Origin of the sequence: Streptomyces sp. RKAG293, from assembly GCF_023701745.1 — a bacterium.
Classification (GTDB): Bacteria; Actinomycetota; Actinomycetes; order Streptomycetales; family Streptomycetaceae; genus Actinacidiphila.
Window position 1 is genome coordinate 4,829,630 of the sequence record NZ_JAJOZB010000001.1, and the last position, 21,583, is coordinate 4,851,212.

Below are 21,583 nucleotides of genomic sequence, written 5' to 3' on the forward strand. Positions count from 1 at the left end.
GGTCAGGGCCGGGCGGCGGCGAGCGCGTACAGCTCGGCCAGCCGGCCGGCGGTGCCGGCGATGTCGTAGTGGCCGACGGCGGAGGGCACCGGAAGGCGGTGCGGTCCGGCCTCCTGGTGCTGCCGCAGGGCGGCGGCGAGCGCGTCGGCGCCGGCGCCGATACGCCGTGCGCCGGGTGCGTCCGCGGCGGGCAGGTCGTCGATGGCCGGGCAGGTGACGTACAGGACGGGCAGCCCGGCCGCGAGGGCCTCCAGTACGGCGAGACCGAAGGTCTCCTCGCGGGAGGCGGAGACGAAGAGGTCGACGGTGGCGAGCAGCGCGGGGAGGGCCGGCGCCGTGCCGCGGTCGTCCGCGCCGCCGCTCTCGCCCAGCAGATGGATCCGGTCGGCCGCGCCGAGTCCGGCGGCCAGGCTCAGCAGGGCGTCGCGTTCGGGTCCCGCGCCGGCCAGCAGCAGCTGGGCGCCGGGGCGCCCGGCGACCGCGCGCACCAGCAGGTCGAACCGCTTGCTCGGCACCAGCCGCCCCACGCCGCCCACCACGAAGGCGTCCTGCGGGAGTCCGAGGCGGGTCCTGGTGGCCTTGCGGGCCGCGGCGTCGAAGCGGAACGCCCCGGCGTCGATGCCGTTGGGCACCGTGTGGATCCGCGGCCCGGGGATGCCCCAGGCGCGCAGCCGTTCGGCGACGGTGTCCGAGACGGCGACGGTCGCGCTGCCGAGCTTCTCGGTGCCCCGGTACAGGGCGCGGGTGCCGCGGGTGAGGGGGCGGCCCTCGATCGTGGTGGTCCCGAGGGAGTGCTCGGTGGCGACCACGGTGCGCACCCCGGCCAGCCGGGCGGCGATCCGGCCGTAGACGCAGGCCCGGTAGAGGTGCGTGTGGACGAGGTCGTAGCGCCCGGCGCGGATGAGCCGGGTGAGCCGGGGCAGCGCGGTGAGATCCCGGTTCCCTGTCATGCCCAGATGGGTGACGGGGGTGCCGTCGGCGCGGATGCCCTCGGCGACCGGGCCCGGGTGGGTGAGGGTGATGACCTCGCAGGACAGCGGCAGATGCCGCAGCAGCAGCCGCAACTGCTGTTCGGCCCCGCCGATGCCGAGCCCGGTGATGATGTGCAGGACCTTCATCGGCCGTCCTGCTCGACCCGGGGTTCCGAGGGGACCGGCGAGCCCTCGGCGGCACGCGCGTCCGGCACTTCGGGGGCGGCCGTGGCATCCCGGGTGGCGGTGTCGGTGGCGCCGGTGGTGCGGGCGTACGGCAGCGCGGCGTAGCCGGCCTCGAACGGCAGCGGGCGGCGGCGCAGCAGGTGGTGCAGGCGCTTGAGGTGGAGGCGCCCGGCGGTGTCCCGCTCCCCGACGTAGGCGCGGGGCAGGGCGTGCGTCCCGGTCAGCGGGCCCGCTCCGACGGCGCAGCCGTACGCGTAGCCGGCCGCGCGTACGGCGTTGACGACGCGGGCGTCCAGCTTGCCGTACGGGTAGCAGAAGCCCTCGGGGGCCTTCCCGGTGATCTCCTGGAGCCGGTCGCGGCTGCCGCGCACCTCGGCGGCCAGCACGTCGTCGGCGGTGGCCGTCAGGTCCAGGTGGACGAGGCCGTGGGAGCCGACCTCCATGCCGGCGGCGGCCGCGGCGCGGATGCCCTCCTCGGTCAGCAGCGGTTTGCGCGGCCCCAGTTCGTCCCAGTCGTTGCCGCCGCCGGGCCTGCCGGGCAGCACGAAGACGGTGGCGGAGTGCCCGTACCGGAGCAGCAGCGGTACCGCGTGCTCCACGAAGTCGGTGTAGCCGTCGTCGAAGGTCAGCCCGACGAGCCGCTTCCCGCGCCCGTCCGCGCGGGTGCGCAGCAGCTCCGCGACACCCACCCCGGTCAGGCCGCGGCTGTTCAGCCACCGCAGTTGCCGTTCGAGCCGGTCGGGGCTGACGGTGATCAGATACGGATCGTCGGCGCACTCCCCGACGGAGTGGTACATCAGCACCCACGGCGCTGTCCGACGGCCTCGTCTGGACAGGGTGTCGCGGGCGGCGGAGCGGCGCGGAGGGACGTGGGCGGGTGCGATATCAGCGGACATGGGGCAGCTTCCGTTTCACGGTGGCGAGCAGGTGCGGGACTTCCGGCACCCGTACGGCGGCGGCGGCCGCGGTGAAAATGGCCGGTACCACGAGACAGCAGACGGCGGTGGACAGGAGCGGTCCCGGCAGCAGGCGGGCGGTGGCCCAGCCGGCCCCGGTGGCGGCCGCGGCGGCCACGACGAGCCGGCCGAGAGCTGCCGCGACGGTGCGGGCCCTGATGGCGATCACCTGCGCGCCGAGGCCGCGCAGCAGCAGCACGGCGGTGGCCGTGATGCCCGCGGCGTTGGCGCCGGCGATGCCGTAGATGCCCCAGTACCCGACGGTGACGGCTCCCGCGGTGATGGTGATCAGCAGTCCGGCGCCCATGGCGGCGGCCGGGTACCAGGTGGGCCGGGCGGCCGAGAAGAACGGCCGGACCAGGGCTCCCACCATGCTCTGGCCGAGCAGGCCCAGCGCGTAGACCCGCATGACGGACGCGGTCGCGGCGGTGTCGGCCGCGTCGAAGGCGCCACGTTGGAACAGCAGTTGGATGATCTGCGGCGCGCAGGCGATGACGAACGCGGTGCCGAGCAGCACCACGATGCCGGCCAGCGTCAGATCACGTTCCACCCGGCGCCGGGCTTTCTCCGGCTCACCGTCGGCCAGCGCCTGCGCGACCACCGGGAAGGTGACCGTGACGATCATCAACGAGAGCACCATCGGCAGTTGGGCGACCTTCTGCGCGTAGTTCAGATGCGAGATGGCGCCCGCCGGGAGCGAGGCGGCGAGGAACCGTTCGATGAGCACCTGCGCCTGGCGGCAGAGGCTGAAGATGATGACGGGCGCCAGCAGCGCGACCCCGAGAGGCGCGGCGCCGGTGGCTCCGGCGGCCCGTGCGGCGGCCCGCACCGAGCGCCGCGGGCGCGGCCCGCGCGGCGGCAGCCGGCGCAGGAACGAGGGGAGTTGGACGAGCACCATCAGCAGCCCGCCGACCGCGACCCCCGCCGCGGCGGCGCGTACTCCCCAGCGCGCGTGGAGCAGCAGCAGGGTGGCGATGATGCCGACGTTGTAGACCACGTAGACGGCCGCCGGCGGGACGAACCGGCGATGGGCGCGCAGCGCGGCGCTGAAGTAGCCGGTGAGGCCGAACGTCAGGACGGTGGCGGCGGTGAGGCGGGTGCAGTCGACCGCGAGCGCGGGGTCCTTCAGGCCGGGCGCCAGGATCCCGACGACGACGGGCGCGCCCAGTTCGAGCAGCACCATCGCCGCGCCCAGGGCGAGCAGCAGCCGGGGCAGTGTGGCCGTGAGCAACGCCCGTACAGGGTCCGGCCGTTGTCCCGCTCCGCGCCGGGCCAGGGCCAGGCTGAAGGCCGGGATCAGCAGCAGGGCCATCGCGTCCTCGATGAGGACGGTGGACGACAGTTCCGGCACGGTCCAGGCGACCAGGAACGCGTCGGTGGCGGGTCCTGCGCCGAAGAGGTGGGCGATCGTCTGGTCGCGGACCAGGCCCAGCAGCGAGCCGAGCGCGGTGAGCGCGGCGGTGACGGCCGCGGCCCGCGCCAGCACCCGCCCCAGGCCGGACGGTTGGGGCTGCTCCTTCGCCGGTCCGCCGCCGTCCGGCGAGAGGGAAGGAGCGGGGACGGCACCCGGGACGACACCGGGAACGACTGCTGGGACGCCCTCGGAGACGGCGGATCGCGGCGGGTGCGCGGGGGGTTCGGGTGGCGCCGTGGTGTCCGTCACCGGGCGGCCTCCGGGCGCAGTGCCCAGGCGGCGGCCAGCCCGAAGAGCATGGCGGTCAGCACGGTCGAGGGCCCGCCGATGTCCGCGTACAGGAAGTCGACGCACTGCCAGAGCAGCAGCCCGGTCGCGATCAGCCCGCACTCGGTGCCGCGGCCCGCGCGCCGGGCGCCGGCCAGCCGGCTCAGCCCGACGGCCAGCAGCGCCGCCCAGCTGCCGACGATCAGCGTGATCCCGATCAGCCCCTGCTCGCTGAGGATGAGCAGGTACATGTTGTGCGGCGACAGCAGGGGTTCGCGCGCGAACCCCTGGCCCGCGCCGTCGGTGTCGCTGCCGGACGACAGGTTGAGCGCGGCGTGCCCGTCGCGGTGGGCGGGGAAGCCCTTGAGGCCGACGCCGGTGGCCGGCCGCTCGCGCCACATGTCGGTGGCGGCGGCCCACAGGCTGTACCGGTCCGTCACCGACGAGTCGGGCGCGTCGGTCACCTGCGTGATGCTCGCGACCCGGTCGCTGATCAGCTGGGAGCCCACCCCGGCGCCGCCGACCAGCACCACACCCGCCGCGGCCGTCACCGCGAGGATCCGTACCGCCTGGCGCCAGCCGGCCAGCACGGTCATCACCGAGCACGCCAGCACGGTGGCGATCCAGGTGCCGCGGCTGAAGGACAGCACCAGCGGCACCACGAGCGCGGCGGCGCAGCCGAGCGCGACCGGCCGCAGCCGGCGGGGGGAGCCGGGCGCGGCCGGCGCGAGGGCCAGGCCGACGGAGATCACCAGCCCGTAGGCGACCACGGTGGCCATGCCCATCACGTCCGACGGCCCGAACGTGCCGACGGCGCGGATGTTCTCGCCGACGTACGAGGCGCCGGTGCCCGTCGCGTACTGGTAGACCCCGAACGCGCCCTGCACCAGGGCGAGCAGCACGACGGAGCCGGCCACCACCAGGAAGTCGCGGCGGGTGCGCAGCAGCAGCACCAGCGCGGTCGGCACGAGGACGAAGACCTGGAGGTACCGCACGAATCCGGCGACACCGGCCGCCGGATCGGCGGCGGTGAGGGTGGCCACCGCGATCGCGACGACGGGGGCGCCCAGGACGAGGGCGGCCCCCGCGGTCAGCGGACGCGTCGGCGCCCGCAGCGCCCGGACGGCGCAGAACGCGACCAGTACTCCCGAGGCCGCGTCGGCGGGGGTCATCTTCCCGGAGGCGCTCACATCCCCCGCGCCGACGGGGGCCGCGAGCAGCAGCACGGTCGCCACCGCGGGCAGCAGCGGGCCCAGCCAGGCCCATCGGCGCACGGCGCCGCGGGCCGGGGGGCGGGCGGCCGGCGCGTGCCGGACGGGGCGGGGGCGGTGTCCGGGAGGACGGCCACGCTCAGCTCCCCCCGAACCGGAAGAGCGCCGTCGCGGTGCGCAGCAGGATCCGGATGTCCTGCCACAGCGACCAGCTCTCGATGTAGTGGTTGTCGAAGCGGGCCCGGTCCTCGATGGAGGTGTCGCCGCGCAGCCCGTGGATCTGCGCCAGGCCCGTGATGCCGACGGGCATCCGGTGCCGCTCCTGGTAGCCGGGGTACGTCTGGCTGAACTGGCGGACGAAGTAGGGCCGTTCCGGCCGGGGGCCGACCAGGCTCATGTCGCCGCGCAGGACGTTCCACAGCTGTGGCAGCTCGTCCAGCGAGGTACGGCGCAGGAAGTGGCCGACGGCGCTCATCCGCCGGTCGTGGGAGACGTTCCACCGGGTGGCCGACTCCCGCTCGTCGCTCGGCCGCAGGGTGCGGAACTTCAGCAGGACGAACGGCCGGCCGTCCAGGCCGACGCGCTCCTGCCGGAAGAGCACCCCCGGGCCGTCGGAGAGCCGGACGGCCAGTGCGCTGAGCGCCAGGATCGGGGCGGCGGGCAGCAGCGCCAGGAAGGCGAGCAGGGCGTCCAGCACCCGCTTGGCGATCAGGCCGGCGCCGGGGCGCGGGTAGGGGTCGAGCCGGGCGCAGGCGAAGCCCCACAGATGCCCGGCCGCCGGCCGCCCGGCGGTCCTGGAGCCGGGCCCCGACGTGACCTGCCACAGACAGCAGCCGCGGGCGGCGAGCAGCCGGACCAGGTTCGCGGCCGCCGGGTTGCCCGCCGGGGGGCCGGCGAACACGGCGTAGCGCACGGAGTTCTGGATGATCGCCCGGTGGATGTCGCCGACGGAGCCGAGCACGGGCAGCGGCGAGTCCGTGCCCGGGGTGTTGTACGGGTGCACCACGCCGACCGGCCGCATGCCGTACTCGGGGTGCGCGTACAGCACGTCGGCCACCTGCTGGACGACGGGACCCGCCCCGACGAGCAGCGTCGAGCTCGGGTGGCGCCGCGCCGACCAGCGCTGGAACCGGTAGATGACGGCACGGGCGGCGCAGGCCAGCAGGCTGGTCGCGGCGATCGTGGTGAGCAGCACCGGCCAGCCGGGGGAGTGCGCCGGGCGGACGGCGGCCAGGGTGGTGGCGGAGGCGCACCAGGCGAGGGCCGAGCAGCCCACCAGCGCGGGCAACTCGTCGAGTGCCGCCGGGTCGAGGCCGGTGCGGTAGAGCCCGGCGTAGGTGTGCAGGAGCGTCAGGCACACCAGGAGCGGGCCGAGCAGCAGCACCGGGGAACCCGGGCGGACGGCCAGCACGCCGGCGGCGGCCAGGCAGTCGGTGACGACGAGCGGGACGACCGCCCGGTGGCGGACGGCGACCCGTGCGTGGGGGCGCCGCTGCACGGCGGCGTCGGACGGTTGCCGGGGTGGCGAGATCGGGGCGTGGGTGGCGGGTGCGACCGTGGTCTGCCGCACGTTCCGGGCCGGGTGGGGCGCGCTTGCGCTCTCCGTCGTCATCGCGTGATGCGTTCCCTGCACTCGGGTCGCGACGGATCGAGCAGGTCGCGGTAGAGGTCCGCGACCGATGCCGTCGTCCGCCGCACGTCGTATGTCGTGCGCACGTGGTTGAGGGCCCGGCGGGCCGCGGTGGCGCACACGCCGGGGTTGGTCAGCAGGCCGAGCAGCGCCTGGGCGAGGGCGCCCGGATCCTCCGGCGGCACCAGGCAGAAGCGGTCCTGACCGGGCGGCAGGCTCTCCCGCGCGCCGTCGACGTCGGTCATCACCACGGGGCGGCCGCAGGCCATCGCCTCCAGCGGGGCCAGCGCCATCCCCTCCCAGCGGGACGGCTGGACGACCACGTCGGCGGCCCGGTACCAGGGGACGGCGTCGCGGGTGGCCCCGGCGAACAGCACCCCCTCGGGGGCGTCCCGGAGCAGCCGGGCGCGGTCGGGCCCTTCGCCCACCAGGACCAGCCGGGCGGCGGGCAGCCGGGCGGTGACCTCGGGCCAGGCCCGCAGGAGCAGGTCCTGGCCCTTCTGCGGACACAGCCGGCCCACGCAGACCACCAGGCGGTCGGCGGGACCCAGGTCGGTGAGGGCGGGCAGCGAGGTGCGCAGCCCGCCCGCCGCGTCCGGCGGACCGCCGTCGGGGGTGAAACGGTCGAGGTCGACGCCGTTGGGAACGACCGCCCAGCGGGCGTCGATCCCGGCGCGTTCCCCCGTCAGCCGTTCGCTCTCGCTGACACAGAGCACCCGGGTGGCCCAGCGCGCGCCCCACCGCTCCCAGCGCAGAGCGGCGTACGCGGTCGCTCCGCCGACCGCCTCGAAGGACCAGGCGTGCGGCTGGAACACCGTCGGGACCCGGCCGCGCACCGCCAGCCGTCCGGCCAGTCCGGCCTTGGCGCTGTGGGCGTGCAGCAGGTCGGGACGCACCTCGCGGACCACCCGGCGGGCGCGGGCGGTCTCGGCGGGGAGCCCGGGGCCGGGGGAACGGCCCGCCGCCCAGGGCACGATCTCGGCGCCCGCCCCGGCCGCGTCGTCGGCCAGGACACCGCCGGGAGGGCAGGCCACGACCGCACGGACCCCGTCACGTACCTGGGCCCGCACCAGGTCGGTGACGACGCGGGCGACCCCGCCGTCGACCGGCTGAACGAGGTGGAGCACCGTCAGCCGGCCCGGGTCCTGCTGGTGTTGCGGCATCGCGCGCCGTTCTCTCTCTCCGCGACATGAAGAATCGGATGTGTGCTGCCTGCCCTGTCCGCCACATCAGCGGGCTGTCTCGCTATCAACGAGGGGTCGGCCGGGCAGGTAATCCTTGTTCGGCGCGCCGGCGCGAAATCGGAGCTCAGTGCCGCCCGCGGCCAACGGCGGAACCTGGTTCACCGACCGGCGCCCGCAGGTCGATTGACGAACTCCTGTTCGCCCGCTCGCAAATGCCGGCGGAATGCTGGTTGCTCTCCACAGTCAACCATCCGAACAGGAATGCACCGTGACAGAGCGCGGGTTGAAAATCACGCAGGACGCGCTGACCACGGTTCCTAGCACATTCTTACGACCAACTGATCAATCAATGACATGCGTTGACGTACCGACGTTTGTCGAACGGGTTCACGAAAGCGGGTGCCGAACCGTTCCGCAGCCCGTACACATGCGCGGGAATTCACCTTCCGGGGGAGATACCCCCGGGTGTGCCGGTGCGTTGATAGTGCCGTTGGCCCATCCGGGCCAACGCCGCTTTCCGGCCCTCCAGTAGAAAAAGGTGCTCCCTTGTCACGCTTCGCCAAGGCAACCGTTCTGACCGCTTTCGCCGGTGCCGCTGTCGCCGGTGCGTCCGGTATCGCTTTCGCGGACTCCGGTGCCCAGGGTGCCGCTGTGGAGTCGCCCGGTGTCGGTTCCGGCAACCAGATCCAGGTCCCGGTGCACGTGCCCGTCAACCTGTGCGGCAACTCCGTCAGCGTGATCGGCCTGCTCAACCCGGTATTCGGCAACGCCTGCGTGAACCGCTGACCGCACGGCTCGTCGTCCGGGCCGGGGCTGTCACCGTTCGGGTGAAGGACCATAACCAAACCTGCGATGGACGGTTGATCAGTCCGACCCGGTACCGGGGCAATCTCGCACAAGAAGGAATCATCGTGATCAAGAAGTTCCTCGCCACGGCTGCGGTGGCTGTCTCCGTCGTCGGCGCCACCGCCGCGATGGCCGCGCCCGCGATGGCGATCGGCGACGACAGCGGTGCCAGCACCACCAACGGCAACGGTTCCGAGCAGTCGTACGGCAACACCTACACCAGCGGCTACATGAGCCCCTCGTTCGCGCTCGTCCAGGGTTCCCTGAACAAGCCGTGCATCGCCCTCCCGGCGAAGGCCAACGTCGGTTCGCTCGTCGGCCTGGTTCCGATCACGGTCCAGGACATCAACGTCCTGTCGTCGCCGCAGAACCAGCAGTGCACCGAGAACTCCTCGCAGATCAAGGGCGACGAGCCGCTGTCGCACATCCTGGACCAGATCCCGGTCCTCTCCGGCAACGGCGCGGGCAACCACTGATCCGCATTGCCTGAAGGCCCTGGCCGCCGGTGACCACCACCGGCGGCCAGGGCTGTTTTGCGTTGCCCTAATTCGCACCTGGAGCCGTATTCAGTACGGCAATTCGTGAATTACGGAAGCCGAAGTTACGGCATTCGGGTGGATGATCACGGCAGCGGTACGTGAAGGGTTTCTCCAGCCATCGGCAGTCGTTACCCCGGATGGTAGCGGCGTTACGGGCGGCAAGAAATTCCCCCGGGCAGCACGACGGTCGTGACTGTGATCGACGCCCCTACGGAAAGGGAGCTCAACGTGAAGTACTCGAAGGTTGCCGCAATCGCCGCAGGAACGCTGATGGTCATGGGTGGCGCTGCCCCCGCATTCGCCGACGCCGGCGCCCAGGCCGAGGTCACGAACTCGCCGGGTGTGCTGTCGGGCAACAGCCTTCAGATCCCGATCCACATCCCGGTCAACGTGTGCGGCAACACGGTCAACGTCATCGCGCTGCTCAACCCGGCGTTCGGCAACGCCTGCACCAACAAGTGACGTTGGTCCCCAGCCCGTGAGGGCGACCCGTTGCGGCCCCGGAGCGCTCGCCTGTGCTCCGGGGCCGCTTCGGTTGCGGCGTGCGGGAGACCTTCCCGCGCGCTTCGTGAAACACCCATGGCAGGGAAGAGAGTCGATGCGACAGGCCTTGAGCAGGAGTCTGATCACCGTCGCCGCGGCGAGCGGAGTGCTCGCCATGACCGGCGGCTACGCACACGCCGATACGGAGGCCCAGGCGACCACGTCGAACTCGCCGGGCGTGCTGTCCGGCGACAGCATCCAGGTCCCGGTGGACGCGCCGGTGAACGTGTGCGGCAACACGGTCGACGTCGTGGCCCTGTTGAACCCTTCGATGGGCAACGGCTGCGGCAACGGGTCCGCCCCGGCGCACGAGCGGCACGCGCCGGTACCCGCGCAGCACACCGGGGCACCCACGCAGCACACCGGGGCACCCGTGCACGGGAAGGCCCAGCACGGCGGCCGGCACCGCAAGGAACAGAGCGGCCACCACGGCATGCGGCACGACGAGGCGAACACCACGTCGGGCTCGCCCGGTGTGGGCTCGGGCAACAGCGTCCGGGTCCCCGTCCAGGCCCCGGTCACCGTGTGCGGCGACTCGATCGACGTCGTGGCGCTGCTGAACCCGGCCATGGGCGCCAACTGCGGTGGGGAGGAGTGGACCCCGCCGCCGACGCACCCCCTGCCGCCGCCGGTCCGGCACACCCCGCCGCCGACGCACCTCACCCCGCCGCCGGTCGAGCAGGTCACGCCGCCGAAGCACGCGGCCGCGACCCGGCCCGTCGTTCCGGTGCGCGCGCAGCTCGCCGAGACGGGTTCCGGGGACCTCGGTACGGCCGGAGCGGTCAGTGCCGGGCTGCTGCTGAGTGGAGCAATGCTCTACCGCCGAACGCGCGCCGCGAGGGTCTGATCGAATTGATCCGTTGACGCGATGGGGAAACGGCCTGCCCCGGTGTCCCGCGACAGGAGATTCGCGAGGTGCCCGAATCGGCGAATTCGCCGGCGGCTGGGGGCCCACCTCGGGCAGGCCGTGCGCAGGAATCTGCGGACTCCTCGTGCGTCTTCGATAGTACGGGCCGGACGCCACGGTCCCCCTGGCCGCACCGCGACTTCACGCGAACGAGAATATGTCATTTCGCTTGTTTCAAATGCGTTCGCCTCTTTCCGGTACTCACGGGCCGGAATCCAGAGAACTCAATTGATACTAGAATTGCATGAGTTCTTCACTTTCGAGTGATTGCCAAGAAGGATCTTTCCTCATGGTTTCCGTTGCGCGGCGGGGTCGTTAGCCAGGGGGACTACGGCGTCGTGAGCCACCAGCCGCTCACCCGGCCGCCACCTCGGTGGCCGTCCCGGGCGCCGCCACTGAAAGGGTTGACAGTGAAGTTCTCCAAGGTTGCTGTGGTCGTCGCCGGTTCCGTGATGGCCGTGGGTGCCGCCGCGCCGGCGTTCGCCGCCGACGGGGCCCCGATGCCGACCAGCATCAACGGCGGCCTCGACCAGGCCTTCGCGGCGCAGCCGGTGCAGCAGGCGGGCGACGCCAGCCTCGGACCCGTGGTGGGCGCGGTCTCCAAGACCACCGACAAGCTGCGGTCGGACACCTCCACGAACTCGCTCCTGGGCCAGACGACCGACGCCGCCAAGAACCTGACGCCGACGCTGGCCGGCGCCGCGAAGGCCACGTCGCTGCTCGGCGGCCTGCCCCTCGGCGGCTGACTTCACTGTGCGGGGCGATTTCCGCCAATGGAATGAAGCTCCGGAACCAAACCCGTTCTGAACGGTTGATCTCTTCGCCCCGACGTAGGGCATCCCCCCGCAGACAAAGGACTGATCATGATCAAGAAGTTCCTGGCCGGCGCCGCCCTGGCGGCCTCTGTCGTCGCCGTCGGTGCCGCCACGGCCCCGCAGGCGATGGCCATCGGTGATGAGTCGGGTCTCAACACCGTGAACGGCAACGGGTCGGAACAGTCCTACGGCAACACCCACACCGACGGCATGCAGAGCCCGCAGATCGGCCTCGTGCAGGGTTCGGTCAACAAGCTCTGCGCGGGCGTCCCGGTCAAGGCCAACGTCGGCTCGCTCGTCGGCATCCTGGTTCCGGTCACGGCGCAGGACATCAACGTCCTGGCGTCGCCGCAGAACCAGCAGTGCGCCGAGAACTCCACCCAGGGCAAGGGAGACGAGGCCGCGTCGCACATCCTGAACCAGATCCCGGTGCTCTCCGGCAACGGCGCCCACAACGGCTGACGCCTGCCACGCACCACTCCGGGTCGCCGGCCCATCTCCTCCGGCGACCCGGCCCCCTCCCCGCGCGTGGCCGGCGGCGGGCTGTGGTGAGAGTTCAGCGGTGAGGGGTCAGAGGGGTCAGCGGCGGGTGAATTCCATGATCCAGTTGGTCACCCAGGTCTTCTCCCCGTCCACCGAGAACGCCTGCTCCCAGCGCGCGGAGTCCTCCGTGATCGCCGACCAGATGAAACGGGCCCTGACCTGCTGCCCCGCGTGCATGTCGTCTCCGTAGAACTCCCCGACGCCGTCGGTGAAGGTTCCGGTCACCGGAGGGAACAGCGTCCCGGTGCGGTTGCTGGCCCAGTACAGCGACCACTCCTTGCGCTCGGTGTCGTACAGCCGCACGGTCAGCCCGGCGAACTCCTTGGTCGGGAAGACGATCTCGTCGAAGTTCGCGCCCCCCTCGAAGTGCCCCGAGGCGTGGCTGACGGCCGGGAACTCCTCCCACTCGCTGGTCTCGTCGAGGAAGTCGGTGCGCCACCGGTTGGCGACGTCCCAGCTGCCGGTGAGGAAGTCGAAGTCGTTCATGAGCGGTCTCCTGTAGTGCCCTCGGGGAGCGAGTCGGCGAGATAGGCGGCAAGGTCGGGGCGGTCGGGCGCGAGCATGTGCCGTACCCAGGCGTCCCGTTCATGGAGGAGCGGTGCCAGCTCCCAGACGCAGCCGATCAGCGTCGGCTCCAGCCGGACGAAGTGCGTCGGGTCGTTGTCGGCACAGCCCAGCACCGGCTGACCGCCCGCCGCCCCGGCGAAGTGCAGGGCGTTGTCCCAGGCCCAGCTGTACGCGTTCAGGTACGCTCCGTCGTCCCCTCCCCTGTGGAGGACGATGAAGGTGGCCTGCGGCGTACCGTCCGGCTCGGGCAGCAGCTCGGGGAGGATCGCGTACGCGGCCTTCTCGACCTCGGGCTCGATCCCCGCCGGGTCGGCGGTGACGTGGTAGCGCTTGATGGAGCGGCCCCCCACCTCGACCGGTGGCAGCACCCGCAGCAGTTTCTCCGTGAAAGCCATGGCTGGACCGTAGAGCCACTTCACTGACATCTTGTGTCAGTGAAGTCCAGCCGTCTGCTCTCCGTTCTTCTGCTGCTCCAGACCCGGGGCCGGATGACCGCCGCCCAGCTCGCGCAGGAGCTGGAGGTGTCGGTACGGACCGTCTACCGGGACGTCGACGCGCTGCACGCGGCGGGCGTCCCGCTCTACGGCGACGCCGGGCACTCCGGCGGCTACCAGCTGCTCGCCGGCTACCGCACCCGGCTGACCGGACTGAGCGCGGGCGAGGCGGAGGCGCTCTTCCTCTCCGGGATCCCCGGCCCCGCCGCCGAGCTGGGACTCGGCGCCGCCCTCGCCGGCGCCCAGCTCAAACTGCGCGCGGCGCTCCCGCCCGAGCTGCGCGCCCAGGCCGAACGCATGCAGGCGAGATTCCATCTCGACGCGCCCGGCTGGTACGCGGACGACGCTGACGTCCCGCATCTGCCGCAGGTCGCGGACGCGGTGTGGCACAGCCGGGTGCTCGACGTCCGTTACCGCCGCTGGAAGGCGCCGACCGATGTCGACCGGCGCCTGGAGCCGTACGGGCTGGTGCTCAAGGCGGGCCGCTGGTACATCGTCGCCGGGCCGGGGCCGTACACCTACCGCGTCGACCACATCCTCGAACTCACCGTGCTCGACGAGGAGTTCCAGCCACCTGGGGACTTCGATCTGGCGGGCTACTGGCAGCGCTACCAGGCGGACTTCCACGCCCGCCTCCACCAGGGCGAGGCGCTGGTCCGGCTCGCGCCGGGCGCCGCGTCCCGGCTCACCGGAGCCGCCGCCCGCGCCCTGGCCGCCACCGGAACCCCGGAACCGGACGGCTGGACCCGCGCGACGCTTCCGATCGAGTCCCTCGACCACGCCCACGGCACGTTCCTCGCCCTCGGCACGGACGTCGACGTCCTGGGCCCCCCGGAACTGCGCTCCCGGCTGGCCGAGACGTCCCGGACCCTCGCGGAGCGCTACGCCTCCGCGTGACGGCGCCGCCGGCCTGGCGGCGCCGGCCCGGGGAGGGCGAACCCGGGCACAATGACGCTGTGCTGCATGTGCGAGTGATCAGTCCCGTGGAACGCACCGACGAGGTGCTGAGGACCGCCACCGACTGCCCCGCGGTGGTCAACGTGGTGCGACTGTCCGGCGCGGCGTACGCGCCGCCGGGCGACGTCGTCGAGTTCGACGTGGCCAGGGAGGCGGCCAACGGCGTGCTCGCGCGGTTGCGCGCGCTGGGGTTGAAGGACAGCGGCGGGATCACCGTCGAGGAGCTGTATCTGTCGATCTCCACCGCCGCGGAGAAGGCCGAGGAGCTCGCACCGGGGGAACCCGACGACGCCGTCGTCTGGGAGGAACTGGCCGCGCGCACCGCCGCCGAGACCCGCCTCACCTGGGCGTTCCTGGCCTTTCTGGCGCTCGCGACACAGATCGCGGCGATCGGCGCGCTGCTGGACCAGCCGATCCTGATCGTCGGCGCGATGGTGCTGGGCCCCGAGTTCGGTCCGGTGGCGGCGGCCTGCTTCGGCGTGCTGCGGGGCGATCTGCGGCTGATCGGCGCGGCCGTGCGCACCCTCGTCATCGGTTTCGCCGTCGCGATCGCGATCACGACGGCCTGCGCGGTCACCAGCCGGCTGCTGGGCTGGATCACTCCGGACATGCTGGACAACAGACCGACGACCGACTTCATCATCCACCCGGACAAGTGGTCGTTCATCGTGGCGCTGCTGGCCGGCGTCGCGGGAATCCTGTCGATGACCGCGGGCAAGTCCGCGGCCCTGGTGGGCGTCTTCATCTCGGTCACCACGGTCCCGGCGGCGGGCAACATCGCCGTGGCCGTCGCGCTCGCGCACTGGCACGAGGTCGCCGCCTCGTTCCAGCAGCTCGGCGTGAACCTCGCCGGCATGCTGCTGGCCGGCACGGTCACCCTCTTCGTTCAGCGCTTCCTGTGGAACCGCTACGGCCTGCATGTCGCGACGGGCCACCGTCCGGATGGCACCGGCGCAATGAATCAAGGAAGTTGACGCAAGACTTCGACGGACTGCCGTATTTAGAAGGTAAGTCGACGGAATTCTTCGGTAGGAACCTTGTGGAACCGGGAGTGGGGTCCTACTGTCACCTCACCCTCATGGCGGCTGCTTCGCCGTGCGGGTCCCAGGCGTTCGTCCTCCCGAGAGAAACGAGCATGCGATGTCACGGAGCATCACCGGTGCTGTGGCGAAGTGGTCGGACGCACCGCGGCGAAGAGCCGCGGTGGCGGTCGCGTCGCTGACCGCGGCGGCCGTCGGGCTCAGCGTTCTGGCCGGTGGGACGGCCTCGGCGGGATCTGCCGCGGGTGGCGGTGCCGGCCCGGTGGTGACGCGTGCCGCCCTTGCTCCGGCGCTCGTCGCGGGCCGGGGCGCGAGCGTGGGATTCGCCGAGCAGGAGGCGGAGAACGCCGCGACGAACGGCACGGTCATCGGCCCGGGCCGCACCGCGTACACGCTGCCGGCGGAGGCGTCCGGGCGCCGGGCGGTCTCCCTGACGCCGGGCCAGTACGTCGAGTTCACGCTGCCCGCCGCGGCCGACGCGATCACCGTGCGCTACAGCATTCCGGACGCGCCGGGCGGCGGCGGGATCACCGCACCGCTCGACGTCACCGTGAACGGCAGGAACCGGACCACCGCGACCCTGACGTCGCAGTACTCCTGGCTGTACAACCAGTATCCGTTCTCGAACGACCCGAACGCCGGGCTGCTGCACCCCGATTACTGGGTCACCGAGTGCGCCTGTGTGCCCGCCGCCACGACGCCCGCCCCGGAGTTCGCGACGCCGTTCCGCCCCAACCACTTCTACGACGAGCAGCGGCTGTCGCTCGGCAGGAAGTACCGCGCGGGCGACAAGGTGCGGCTCACCGTTCCTGCCGGGAGCAAGGCCTCGGCCACCACCATCGACCTGCTCGACTCCCAGCTCGTGGGCGCGCCGCACGTCGCCGTCGTCGCGGCGAACGTGCTGGCGTTTGGCGCCGACCCGTCGGGCCGGCGCGACTCGGCCGACGCGATCGACCGGGCGATCGCCTTCGCGCAGCGGACGCACCTCAAGGTCTACCTCCCGCCGGGCACCTACCAGGTGAACCGCCACATCGTCGTCGACAACGTGACGATCGAGGGCGCCGGCAGCTGGTACACGATCATCAAGGGTCACCAGGTCTCCCTCAGTACGCCACTAGGGGGGCACCCCCGGCCGGAGGTTGGGGGAGGTTCGGTGCACACCGGGGTCGGTTTCTACGGCAAGGACGCGGCGGCCGGCGGCAGCAGCAACGTCCACCTGTCCGGCTTCGCCGTCGAGGGCGATGTGCGCGACCGGGTCGACACCGACCAGGTGAACGGGATCGGCGGGGCACTGAACAACTCGACGATCGACGGCCTCTACCTCCACCACACCAAGGTCGGCATGTGGTTCGACGGGCCGATGACGAATCTGCGGATCACCGACAACGTCATCGCCGACCAGATCGCCGACGGCCTCAACTTCCACACGGGTGTCACGCACTCGCTCGTGTCGAACAACTTCGTCCGCAACTCGGGTGACGACGGCCTCGCCATGTGGTCCGAGAAGACCGGGAACGCGGGCAACACCTTCGACCACAACACCGTGCAGACACCGGTGCTCGCCAACGGCATCGCGATCTACGGCGGCACCGACAACACGGTCTCGAACAACCTGATCGCGGACCCGATCCGGGAGGGCAGCGCCATCCAGGTCGGCTCCCGCTTCGGCTCCGAGGCGTTCACCGGACATCTGTGGATCACCGACAACACCACGGTCCGTGCCGGCACGTACGAGCTGAACTGGAACATCGGGCTCGGGGCGATCTGGTTCTTCGCGCTGGAGAAGAACATCGACGCGGACATCCGGGTGACCGGTGACCACTTCCTCGACAACACCTACAACGCGATCATGCTGGTCTCCGACTGGCCGGTGAAGGACCTGTACTCGATCACGAACGTCCACTTCAAGGACATCAGGGTCGACGGCACGGGCACCTCGGTGGTCAGCGGCCGCGCGGCGGGATCCTCGTCCTTCGAGAACGTGGACGCCCGTAACGTCGGTGCGGTCGGGGTCAACAACTGCGGCTCGTTCCACTTCACGCCCGCCGGATCCGAGTTCGCCCTGACCGATCTCGGCGGCAACGACGGCGGCGGTACGACCGGCCCCTGGCTCGCGCCCTGGGAGCTGCCGAACACCATCACCTGCGACGACCGCCCGGCGGTGGTCGCACCGCCGGCCCCGTCCGCTTGGTGACGTCCAACTGAGCTTGTGTTGAACGGAATTCACCGCTTCAGAGCGGGGCCGGCCGTCCGGGAAGCCACCCGGGCGGCCGGCCCCGCTGTCGTGGGGGCGCTCGACGGGACGGGGCGCTCGCGAAGGAGCAGCCCGGCGAGTTCGTACCGCCGGCCCGGCGGGCCTTCGACGCCTACGGCCCGATCGCCTGCGATCTGCTCTCCGCGGCCCTGGCCGCCGCCGGGCAGCCGGCCGGGGCCCGGCGGGTGCTGGCGCGGGCGCCGCCGGTCCGGCCGGACCACTTCTTCAAGGTCTTCGCGACCTTCCGTGCGATGACCATGGTCGCGCTCGGCGAGAAGGAGGGTGCCGAGGAGCCGTACGCGGCGCTGCTGCCCTACCGCCACGCACCGCCGCCCAGCTCGGGCTCCACCGTGGCGATCCGGCCGGTCGCGTACACGCTCGGCGAGCTCGCACGGCTCCCCGGCCGCGACGCCGAGGCCACCGAGCACTTCGCCCGTGCGGACGCCATCGCTCAGCAGTGGAACACCGCCCTGGGGAGATTTCCCGGCCGACCACAGGGCGTGAGCTATGTTGAGCAGGAGCGGCATGGATAAGGAGGCGCACCGGTGCCATCGGGGCAGCAGGCACGGGCACAGGCGGCTGCGATCACCCCGGGTGGGCAGCCCCAGGAGCAGGAGCGTGCCCCAGCGGACCGCGTCCACGCGCTGTTCAACGGCCATCGCCTGTCCCCCGGACAGCGCCGTATCGCCCAGTACCTGATCGACCACCTCACCGAGGCCGCCTTCCTCTCGATCACCGAGCTCGCCGAGCGGGTGGGCGTCAGCCAGCCGTCCGTGACGCGTTTCGCCACCTCCCTCGGCTTCAGCGGCTACCCCGCCCTGCGGGACGTGCTGCAGCCGATCGCCCTGAGCGCGGTCGCCGGGTCGCCGGAGAGCCGGGAGCAGGTCCGCCGCAATGAGCTGCAGGCGGCGGTCGACACCGAGATCGAGAACCTGGAGAACGTGCGGCGGCTGCTCGCCGACACCGACCAGGTGCTGGACATCGGCCGTGAGCTGGCCCATTCCGTGCCGCTGACGGTTCTCGGACTGCGGATCTCGGCGCCGCTCGTGGAGTACTTCGCCTATGCCGCCCGCCGCATCCACCCCGATGTGCGGGTGGTGACCCGCGGCGGCAGCGTCGCCTTCGACGCGCTGCTGCAGTCCCGGGCGGCGGGCGGGGCGTGGGTGCTGGCGTTCGCCATGCCCCGGCACGCCAAGGAGACCCTGGCCGCGCTGCGGGCCGCCCGCAGCGCCGGGCTGCGCATCGCGCTGATCACGGATCTCACCCTGGGCCCGCTGGTGGACGAGGCGGACGTGGTGCTGACCGCCGGCACCGGCTCGCGGCTGGTCTTCGACTCCTACGCGGCCCCGGGAATGCTCTCCGCGGCCCTGCTGCAGGCCATGGCCGACGCCGATCCTGGGCGGACGCAGGCGCGGCTCGAGGGGTACGAGCAGGTCGCCGATCAGCACGGTTTCTTCCTCTGAGAACCCGCTGGAGAACCCTCTAGAAACCGTTTTCACCGCCCGTGCGGCGCCGCCTTGCCCGGAATGTATGAATTTTTTCATACCCTTGCGTACTCGACGGTATATATGTTTACTGCAAGCGGCGCCTGGGCCCACCGGACGCCATTGGAGAGCGTGACCCGCCCTCCCGACGGAACACCCGGGCCGACGCTCCCTCCTCGTGGCGCGCCCGGGGTGTTCACACCGGGCGCTCGCACCCGCGGAGCGCCCACGGCAGCCTCGGTCAACCCCTGGGCCGAGGCAGCCAACAACCTCTTGATCAGAGTTCGGCACTCTTCGGAAGCGACGAGAATGTCCCAGACGACCCTCACCACGCTCAGCCCGGACTGGCCCTGCCAGGTCAAATCACCCGGGAACCCCGACTGGGAACGCACCGCCACCCGCTGGCTGCGTGACCTGCTGCCGGCCCGCTACGCCGGATACTCCACCCTCACCCGCCACCCGGCCCTGCTCGCCCGCCACGCACAGCTCCAGCTCCAGTACGAGATGCGCGCGGTCCAGGTGGCGATGACCACCAGCCGGGCCGAGCTGCCCACCATGGGCATGGTCGAGGCCGTCATCGAGAACACGATCCGCCTCTACGCCGTCGAGCTGGAACAACTGAGCCGCCTCGCCCGCGGCGTCCGCCTCGTCACCGAGGCCCTCGTAGCAACCACCGCCACCTCCCCACGCAGACGCTGACCAGCGCCGTCGGTGCCTGGGGTCGTGCGGACCCGGGGCATCCGGTCTCCTGGGGAACGCGTGGACGGGCCCCGGGAGCCGTACCTGGCTTCCGGGGCCCTGTGAGTGCCCATACGCACCTGCCGTGCGGGCGGACCGATGGTGTCGCGCCGCACCTTTCCCACGTGACCGACGTGAGTCAGCGCTTACGGGCGATGGTGATGCCGTCTGCCATCGGAAGCATGGAGAGGTCGATGCGTTCGTCGGCGAGGAGGGTGTCGTTGACGGAGCGGACGCCGAGGGTGTCGGGGTCCTGCTGGGTGGGGTCGGTCACCCGGCCGGACCACAGGGTGTTGTCGAGGACGATCAGGCCGCCGGGCCGGGTGAGGGCGAGGGACTGTTCGTAGTACTGCGGGTAGTGAGCTTTGTCCGCGTCGATGAAGACCATGTCGAAACAGGCGGGACCGCGCTCGAGGAAGAGGGCGTCCAGGGTCTCCAGGGCGTCGCCGAGGCGCAGTTCGATGCGTTCGAGGAGCTCGGCCTCCTGCCATGCGCGGCGGGCGACGGCCGTCCATTCCTCGCTCAGGTCGCAGGTGACGAGCCTTCCGCCGGCGGGCAGGGCGCGGGCCATGCACAGTGAGCTGTAGCCGGTGAAGGTGCCGATCTCCAGGACCTCGCGCGCGCCGGTGAGGCGGATCAGGAGCGCGAGGAGCTGGGCCTCCTCCGGGAGGATCTGCATGATCCGGTCGGGCAGCGCGGCGGTCTCCTCGCGCAGCTTTCGCAGCACGGGTTCCTCGCGCAGCGAGACGTCGCGGACGTAGTCGAGGAGGGCGGGGGTCATGTCGATCTGGTCACGCATGTCGGCTCCCTGTCAGGGCGTCGGCCGGGATGGCGGGGCTGTTCTGGCGGTCGGCGTCCTGGACCGTGTCTCCGCCGGGGTACCAGGGCGCAGGTGAGGTGATCCCCGTGGTGTGGACACACCTGACAATGGATTTTGTTGATCCTGGAAGGTGTAGATCCACGTGGCAAGGCCCTCGAAGTACAGTGCGGAGTTCCGGTCCGACGCGATCGCGTTGTGGCGGGCTTCGGCCGGCAGGCGGACGTTCAGGGACGTCGCGGCCGATCTGAACGTCAATCCCGAGACGCTGCGGACCTGGGTGCGTGACGCCGACGGCCGTCCGGTCACCTCCGGCGCGTCGCAGGACACCGAGGCCGAGCTGGCCCGGCTGCGGGCGGAGAACGCCCGGCTGGCCAAGGCGGAGAAGGAATGGCAGCTCGAGCGGGAGATCCTGCGACGGGCAGCCGCCTATTTCGCGCGGGAGATGAAGTGAAGACCGCCGCTTGGGACTTCGTCTCCGCCCACGCCGGGATGCTCGGCGTCAAGCGGATATGCCGGGTGCTGGAGGTCTCCCGCTCGGGCTACTACCGGTGGATCGCCGGCGCCCAGGCCCGCGCTCGGGCTACTACCGGTGGATCGCCGGCGCCCAGGCGCGGTCGGAGCGGCAGGGAGCCGAGGACGCCCTGGTCGAGGAGATCCGCGAGATCGGCTACTCGATGGCCCCGCACATACGGGCCGAGCTCGTCATCGACGCGCTCCAGGCCGCGGTCGCGACCCGCGGCGGCAACGCCGCCGGAGTGATCTTCCACGCGGACCGCGGGTCGCAATACACCTCGGCCGCGTTCGCCCAGGTCTGCGACCGGTACGGCATCCGCAGGAGCATGGGCCGGGTCGGCTCGAGCTATGACAACGCCCTCGCCGAGAGCTTCTGGCAGGGCCTGAAACGAGAAACGATGCACCGGAAGCTGTTCTCGACCATGCGGCAGGCGAGGCTGGAGATCTTCCAGTGGCTCACCTACTACAACGCCCGCCGACGCCACAGCGCGCTGAACTACCTCTCCCCGATGGAGTTCGAACAGCAGCACCACAAGACAACTAAACTCTCACTCGCAGCATGAACCCCTGTGTCCACACTCCGGGGGGCACCTCACGGCCCGAGCACGTACTCGACCTGTTTCGTCTCGCAGCCTGAGAACGTATCAGCCCTGCCGGCGGGACGCGGCAGTGTGCGAGTCTCGACACCTCGGGGGGCCGAGCGG

General features: G+C 71.7%; 23 protein-coding genes. 14 read left to right on the forward strand and 9 right to left on the reverse strand.

Annotated elements, in window-relative coordinates; all coding sequences use genetic code 11:
* Positions 1-2: 2 nt before the first annotated feature.
* From LNW72_RS21465 to LNW72_RS21490, 6 genes are all read right to left on the reverse strand, one after another.
* Positions 3-1,118 (reverse strand): glycosyltransferase, encoded by a 1,116-nt coding sequence (locus LNW72_RS21465; protein WP_250976891.1) that lies wholly within the window; start codon positions 1,116-1,118, stop codon positions 3-5.
* Complete coding sequence (locus LNW72_RS21470) at positions 1,115-2,053, reverse strand: polysaccharide deacetylase family protein (RefSeq protein WP_374117304.1); 939 nt, start codon at positions 2,051-2,053, stop codon at positions 1,115-1,117. Before LNW72_RS21470 ends, LNW72_RS21465 begins: the two co-directional genes overlap by 4 nt.
* Positions 2,043-3,776 carry a murein biosynthesis integral membrane protein MurJ gene (gene murJ, locus LNW72_RS21475; RefSeq protein WP_250976892.1) on the reverse strand — a complete coding sequence of 578 codons (1,734 nt, stop codon included), beginning with the start codon at positions 3,774-3,776 and terminating at the stop codon, positions 2,043-2,045. Before murJ ends, LNW72_RS21470 begins: the two co-directional genes overlap by 11 nt.
* The gene (locus LNW72_RS21480) at positions 3,773-5,068 is read right to left on the reverse strand and encodes an O-antigen ligase family protein (protein ID WP_250976893.1); all 1,296 of its coding nucleotides are present in this window, start codon (positions 5,066-5,068) and stop codon (positions 3,773-3,775) included. Before LNW72_RS21480 ends, murJ begins: the two co-directional genes overlap by 4 nt.
* Before the next feature lie 76 nt (positions 5,069-5,144).
* Positions 5,145-6,617, reverse strand: a complete 1,473-nt coding sequence (locus LNW72_RS21485) for a sugar transferase (protein WP_250976894.1) — start codon at positions 6,615-6,617, stop codon at positions 5,145-5,147.
* Positions 6,614-7,798, reverse strand: coding sequence for a glycosyltransferase family 4 protein (locus LNW72_RS21490; RefSeq protein ID WP_250976895.1), 1,185 nt, complete (start codon positions 7,796-7,798; stop codon positions 6,614-6,616). The genes LNW72_RS21485 and LNW72_RS21490 overlap by 4 nt, the downstream gene beginning before the upstream one ends.
* 567 nt (positions 7,799-8,365) lie before the next feature.
* On the opposite strand from LNW72_RS21490, the gene LNW72_RS21495 reads away from it, so the two are divergent.
* The 6 genes from LNW72_RS21495 (at position 8,366) to LNW72_RS21520 (ending at position 11,931) form a co-directional block, all read left to right on the forward strand.
* A complete protein-coding gene (locus LNW72_RS21495; protein ID WP_250976896.1) occupies positions 8,366-8,605 on the forward strand; it encodes a chaplin in 240 nt (79 codons plus the stop codon).
* Between the two features lie 125 nt (positions 8,606-8,730).
* Positions 8,731-9,141 carry a rodlin gene (locus tag LNW72_RS21500; RefSeq protein WP_138351300.1) on the forward strand — a complete coding sequence of 137 codons (411 nt, stop codon included), beginning with the start codon at positions 8,731-8,733 and terminating at the stop codon, positions 9,139-9,141.
* Between the two features lie 291 nt (positions 9,142-9,432).
* The gene (locus LNW72_RS21505) at positions 9,433-9,666 is read left to right on the forward strand and encodes a chaplin (protein ID WP_250976897.1); all 234 of its coding nucleotides are present in this window, start codon (positions 9,433-9,435) and stop codon (positions 9,664-9,666) included.
* Between the two features lie 136 nt (positions 9,667-9,802).
* Entirely contained in the window at positions 9,803-10,594 is a 792-nt protein-coding gene (locus LNW72_RS21510) for a chaplin (RefSeq protein WP_250976898.1), read from the forward strand.
* 470 nt (positions 10,595-11,064) lie between these two features.
* Positions 11,065-11,400 carry a hypothetical protein gene (locus LNW72_RS21515; RefSeq protein WP_250976899.1) on the forward strand — a complete coding sequence of 112 codons (336 nt, stop codon included), beginning with the start codon at positions 11,065-11,067 and terminating at the stop codon, positions 11,398-11,400.
* A 117-nt stretch (positions 11,401-11,517) separates the two neighbouring features.
* Positions 11,518-11,931: a rodlin gene (locus LNW72_RS21520; protein WP_250976900.1), complete on the forward strand. Its 414-nt coding sequence runs from the start codon at positions 11,518-11,520 to the stop codon at positions 11,929-11,931.
* Positions 11,932-12,048: 117 nt separating this feature from the next.
* Here LNW72_RS21520 and LNW72_RS21525 read toward each other — a convergent pair whose 3' ends face one another.
* Both LNW72_RS21525 and LNW72_RS21530 read right to left on the reverse strand, forming a co-directional pair.
* The gene (locus LNW72_RS21525) at positions 12,049-12,498 is read right to left on the reverse strand and encodes a hypothetical protein (protein WP_250976901.1); all 450 of its coding nucleotides are present in this window, start codon (positions 12,496-12,498) and stop codon (positions 12,049-12,051) included.
* Positions 12,495-12,974 carry a hypothetical protein gene (locus LNW72_RS21530; protein WP_250976902.1) on the reverse strand — a complete coding sequence of 160 codons (480 nt, stop codon included), beginning with the start codon at positions 12,972-12,974 and terminating at the stop codon, positions 12,495-12,497. Before LNW72_RS21530 ends, LNW72_RS21525 begins: the two co-directional genes overlap by 4 nt.
* A 39-nt stretch (positions 12,975-13,013) precedes the next feature.
* Between LNW72_RS21530 and LNW72_RS21535 the strand changes: the two genes are divergently transcribed.
* From LNW72_RS21535 to LNW72_RS21560, 6 genes are all read left to right on the forward strand, one after another.
* Positions 13,014-13,970, forward strand: coding sequence for a YafY family protein (locus tag LNW72_RS21535; protein WP_250976903.1), 957 nt, complete (start codon positions 13,014-13,016; stop codon positions 13,968-13,970).
* 59 nt (positions 13,971-14,029) lie between these two features.
* Entirely contained in the window at positions 14,030-15,004 is a 975-nt protein-coding gene (locus tag LNW72_RS21540) for a DUF389 domain-containing protein (RefSeq protein WP_250976904.1), read from the forward strand.
* Positions 15,005-15,170: 166 nt separating this feature from the next.
* Positions 15,171-17,264, forward strand: a complete 2,094-nt coding sequence (locus LNW72_RS21545) for a glycosyl hydrolase family 28-related protein (RefSeq protein WP_250976905.1) — start codon at positions 15,171-15,173, stop codon at positions 17,262-17,264.
* A gap of 245 nt (positions 17,265-17,509) precedes the next feature.
* Entirely contained in the window at positions 17,510-17,857 is a 348-nt protein-coding gene (locus LNW72_RS21550) for a hypothetical protein (protein ID WP_250976906.1), read from the forward strand.
* Between the two features lie 12 nt (positions 17,858-17,869).
* Positions 17,870-18,787 (forward strand): MurR/RpiR family transcriptional regulator, encoded by a 918-nt coding sequence (locus LNW72_RS21555; protein ID WP_250976907.1) that lies wholly within the window; start codon positions 17,870-17,872, stop codon positions 18,785-18,787.
* A 330-nt stretch (positions 18,788-19,117) separates the two neighbouring features.
* The gene (locus tag LNW72_RS21560) at positions 19,118-19,507 is read left to right on the forward strand and encodes a hypothetical protein (RefSeq protein WP_250976908.1); all 390 of its coding nucleotides are present in this window, start codon (positions 19,118-19,120) and stop codon (positions 19,505-19,507) included.
* A 178-nt stretch (positions 19,508-19,685) separates the two neighbouring features.
* Here LNW72_RS21560 and LNW72_RS21565 read toward each other — a convergent pair whose 3' ends face one another.
* On the reverse strand, positions 19,686-20,345 hold the full coding sequence (locus tag LNW72_RS21565) for a class I SAM-dependent methyltransferase (protein WP_250976909.1): 660 nt from the start codon (positions 20,343-20,345) through the stop codon (positions 19,686-19,688).
* A gap of 163 nt (positions 20,346-20,508) precedes the next feature.
* Between LNW72_RS21565 and LNW72_RS42105 the strand changes: the two genes are divergently transcribed.
* Together LNW72_RS42105 and LNW72_RS42110 are read left to right on the forward strand one after the other, a co-directional pair.
* Complete coding sequence (locus LNW72_RS42105) at positions 20,509-20,817, forward strand: transposase (protein ID WP_374117305.1); 309 nt, start codon at positions 20,509-20,511, stop codon at positions 20,815-20,817.
* Positions 20,818-20,914: 97 nt separating this feature from the next.
* Complete coding sequence (locus LNW72_RS42110) at positions 20,915-21,442, forward strand: IS3 family transposase (RefSeq protein WP_374117306.1); 528 nt, start codon at positions 20,915-20,917, stop codon at positions 21,440-21,442.
* Positions 21,443-21,583: the final 141 nt, after the last annotated feature.

Bases quoted from the DNA above. Each gene is read 5' to 3' on its own strand.
- LNW72_RS21530 (WP_250976902.1), bottom strand. From the start codon at position 12,974: ATGGCTTTCACGGAGAAACTGCTGCGGGTGCTGCCACCGGTCGAGGTG.
- LNW72_RS21525 (WP_250976901.1), bottom strand. From the start codon at position 12,498: ATGAACGACTTCGACTTCCTCACCGGCAGCTGGGACGTCGCCAACCGG.
- LNW72_RS21490 (WP_250976895.1), bottom strand. From the start codon at position 7,798: ATGCCGCAACACCAGCAGGACCCGGGCCGGCTGACGGTGCTCCACCTC.
- LNW72_RS21485 (WP_250976894.1), bottom strand. From the start codon at position 6,617: ATGACGACGGAGAGCGCAAGCGCGCCCCACCCGGCCCGGAACGTGCGG.
- LNW72_RS21510 (WP_250976898.1), top strand. From the start codon at position 9,803: ATGCGACAGGCCTTGAGCAGGAGTCTGATCACCGTCGCCGCGGCGAGC.
- LNW72_RS21560 (WP_250976908.1), top strand. From the start codon at position 19,118: ATGTCCCAGACGACCCTCACCACGCTCAGCCCGGACTGGCCCTGCCAG.
- LNW72_RS21520 (WP_250976900.1), top strand. From the start codon at position 11,518: ATGATCAAGAAGTTCCTGGCCGGCGCCGCCCTGGCGGCCTCTGTCGTC.
- LNW72_RS21565 (WP_250976909.1), bottom strand. From the start codon at position 20,345: ATGCGTGACCAGATCGACATGACCCCCGCCCTCCTCGACTACGTCCGC.
- LNW72_RS21465 (WP_250976891.1), bottom strand. From the start codon at position 1,118: ATGAAGGTCCTGCACATCATCACCGGGCTCGGCATCGGCGGGGCCGAA.
- LNW72_RS21470 (WP_374117304.1), bottom strand. From the start codon at position 2,053: ATGTCCGCTGATATCGCACCCGCCCACGTCCCTCCGCGCCGCTCCGCC.
- LNW72_RS21545 (WP_250976905.1), top strand. From the start codon at position 15,171: ATGTCACGGAGCATCACCGGTGCTGTGGCGAAGTGGTCGGACGCACCG.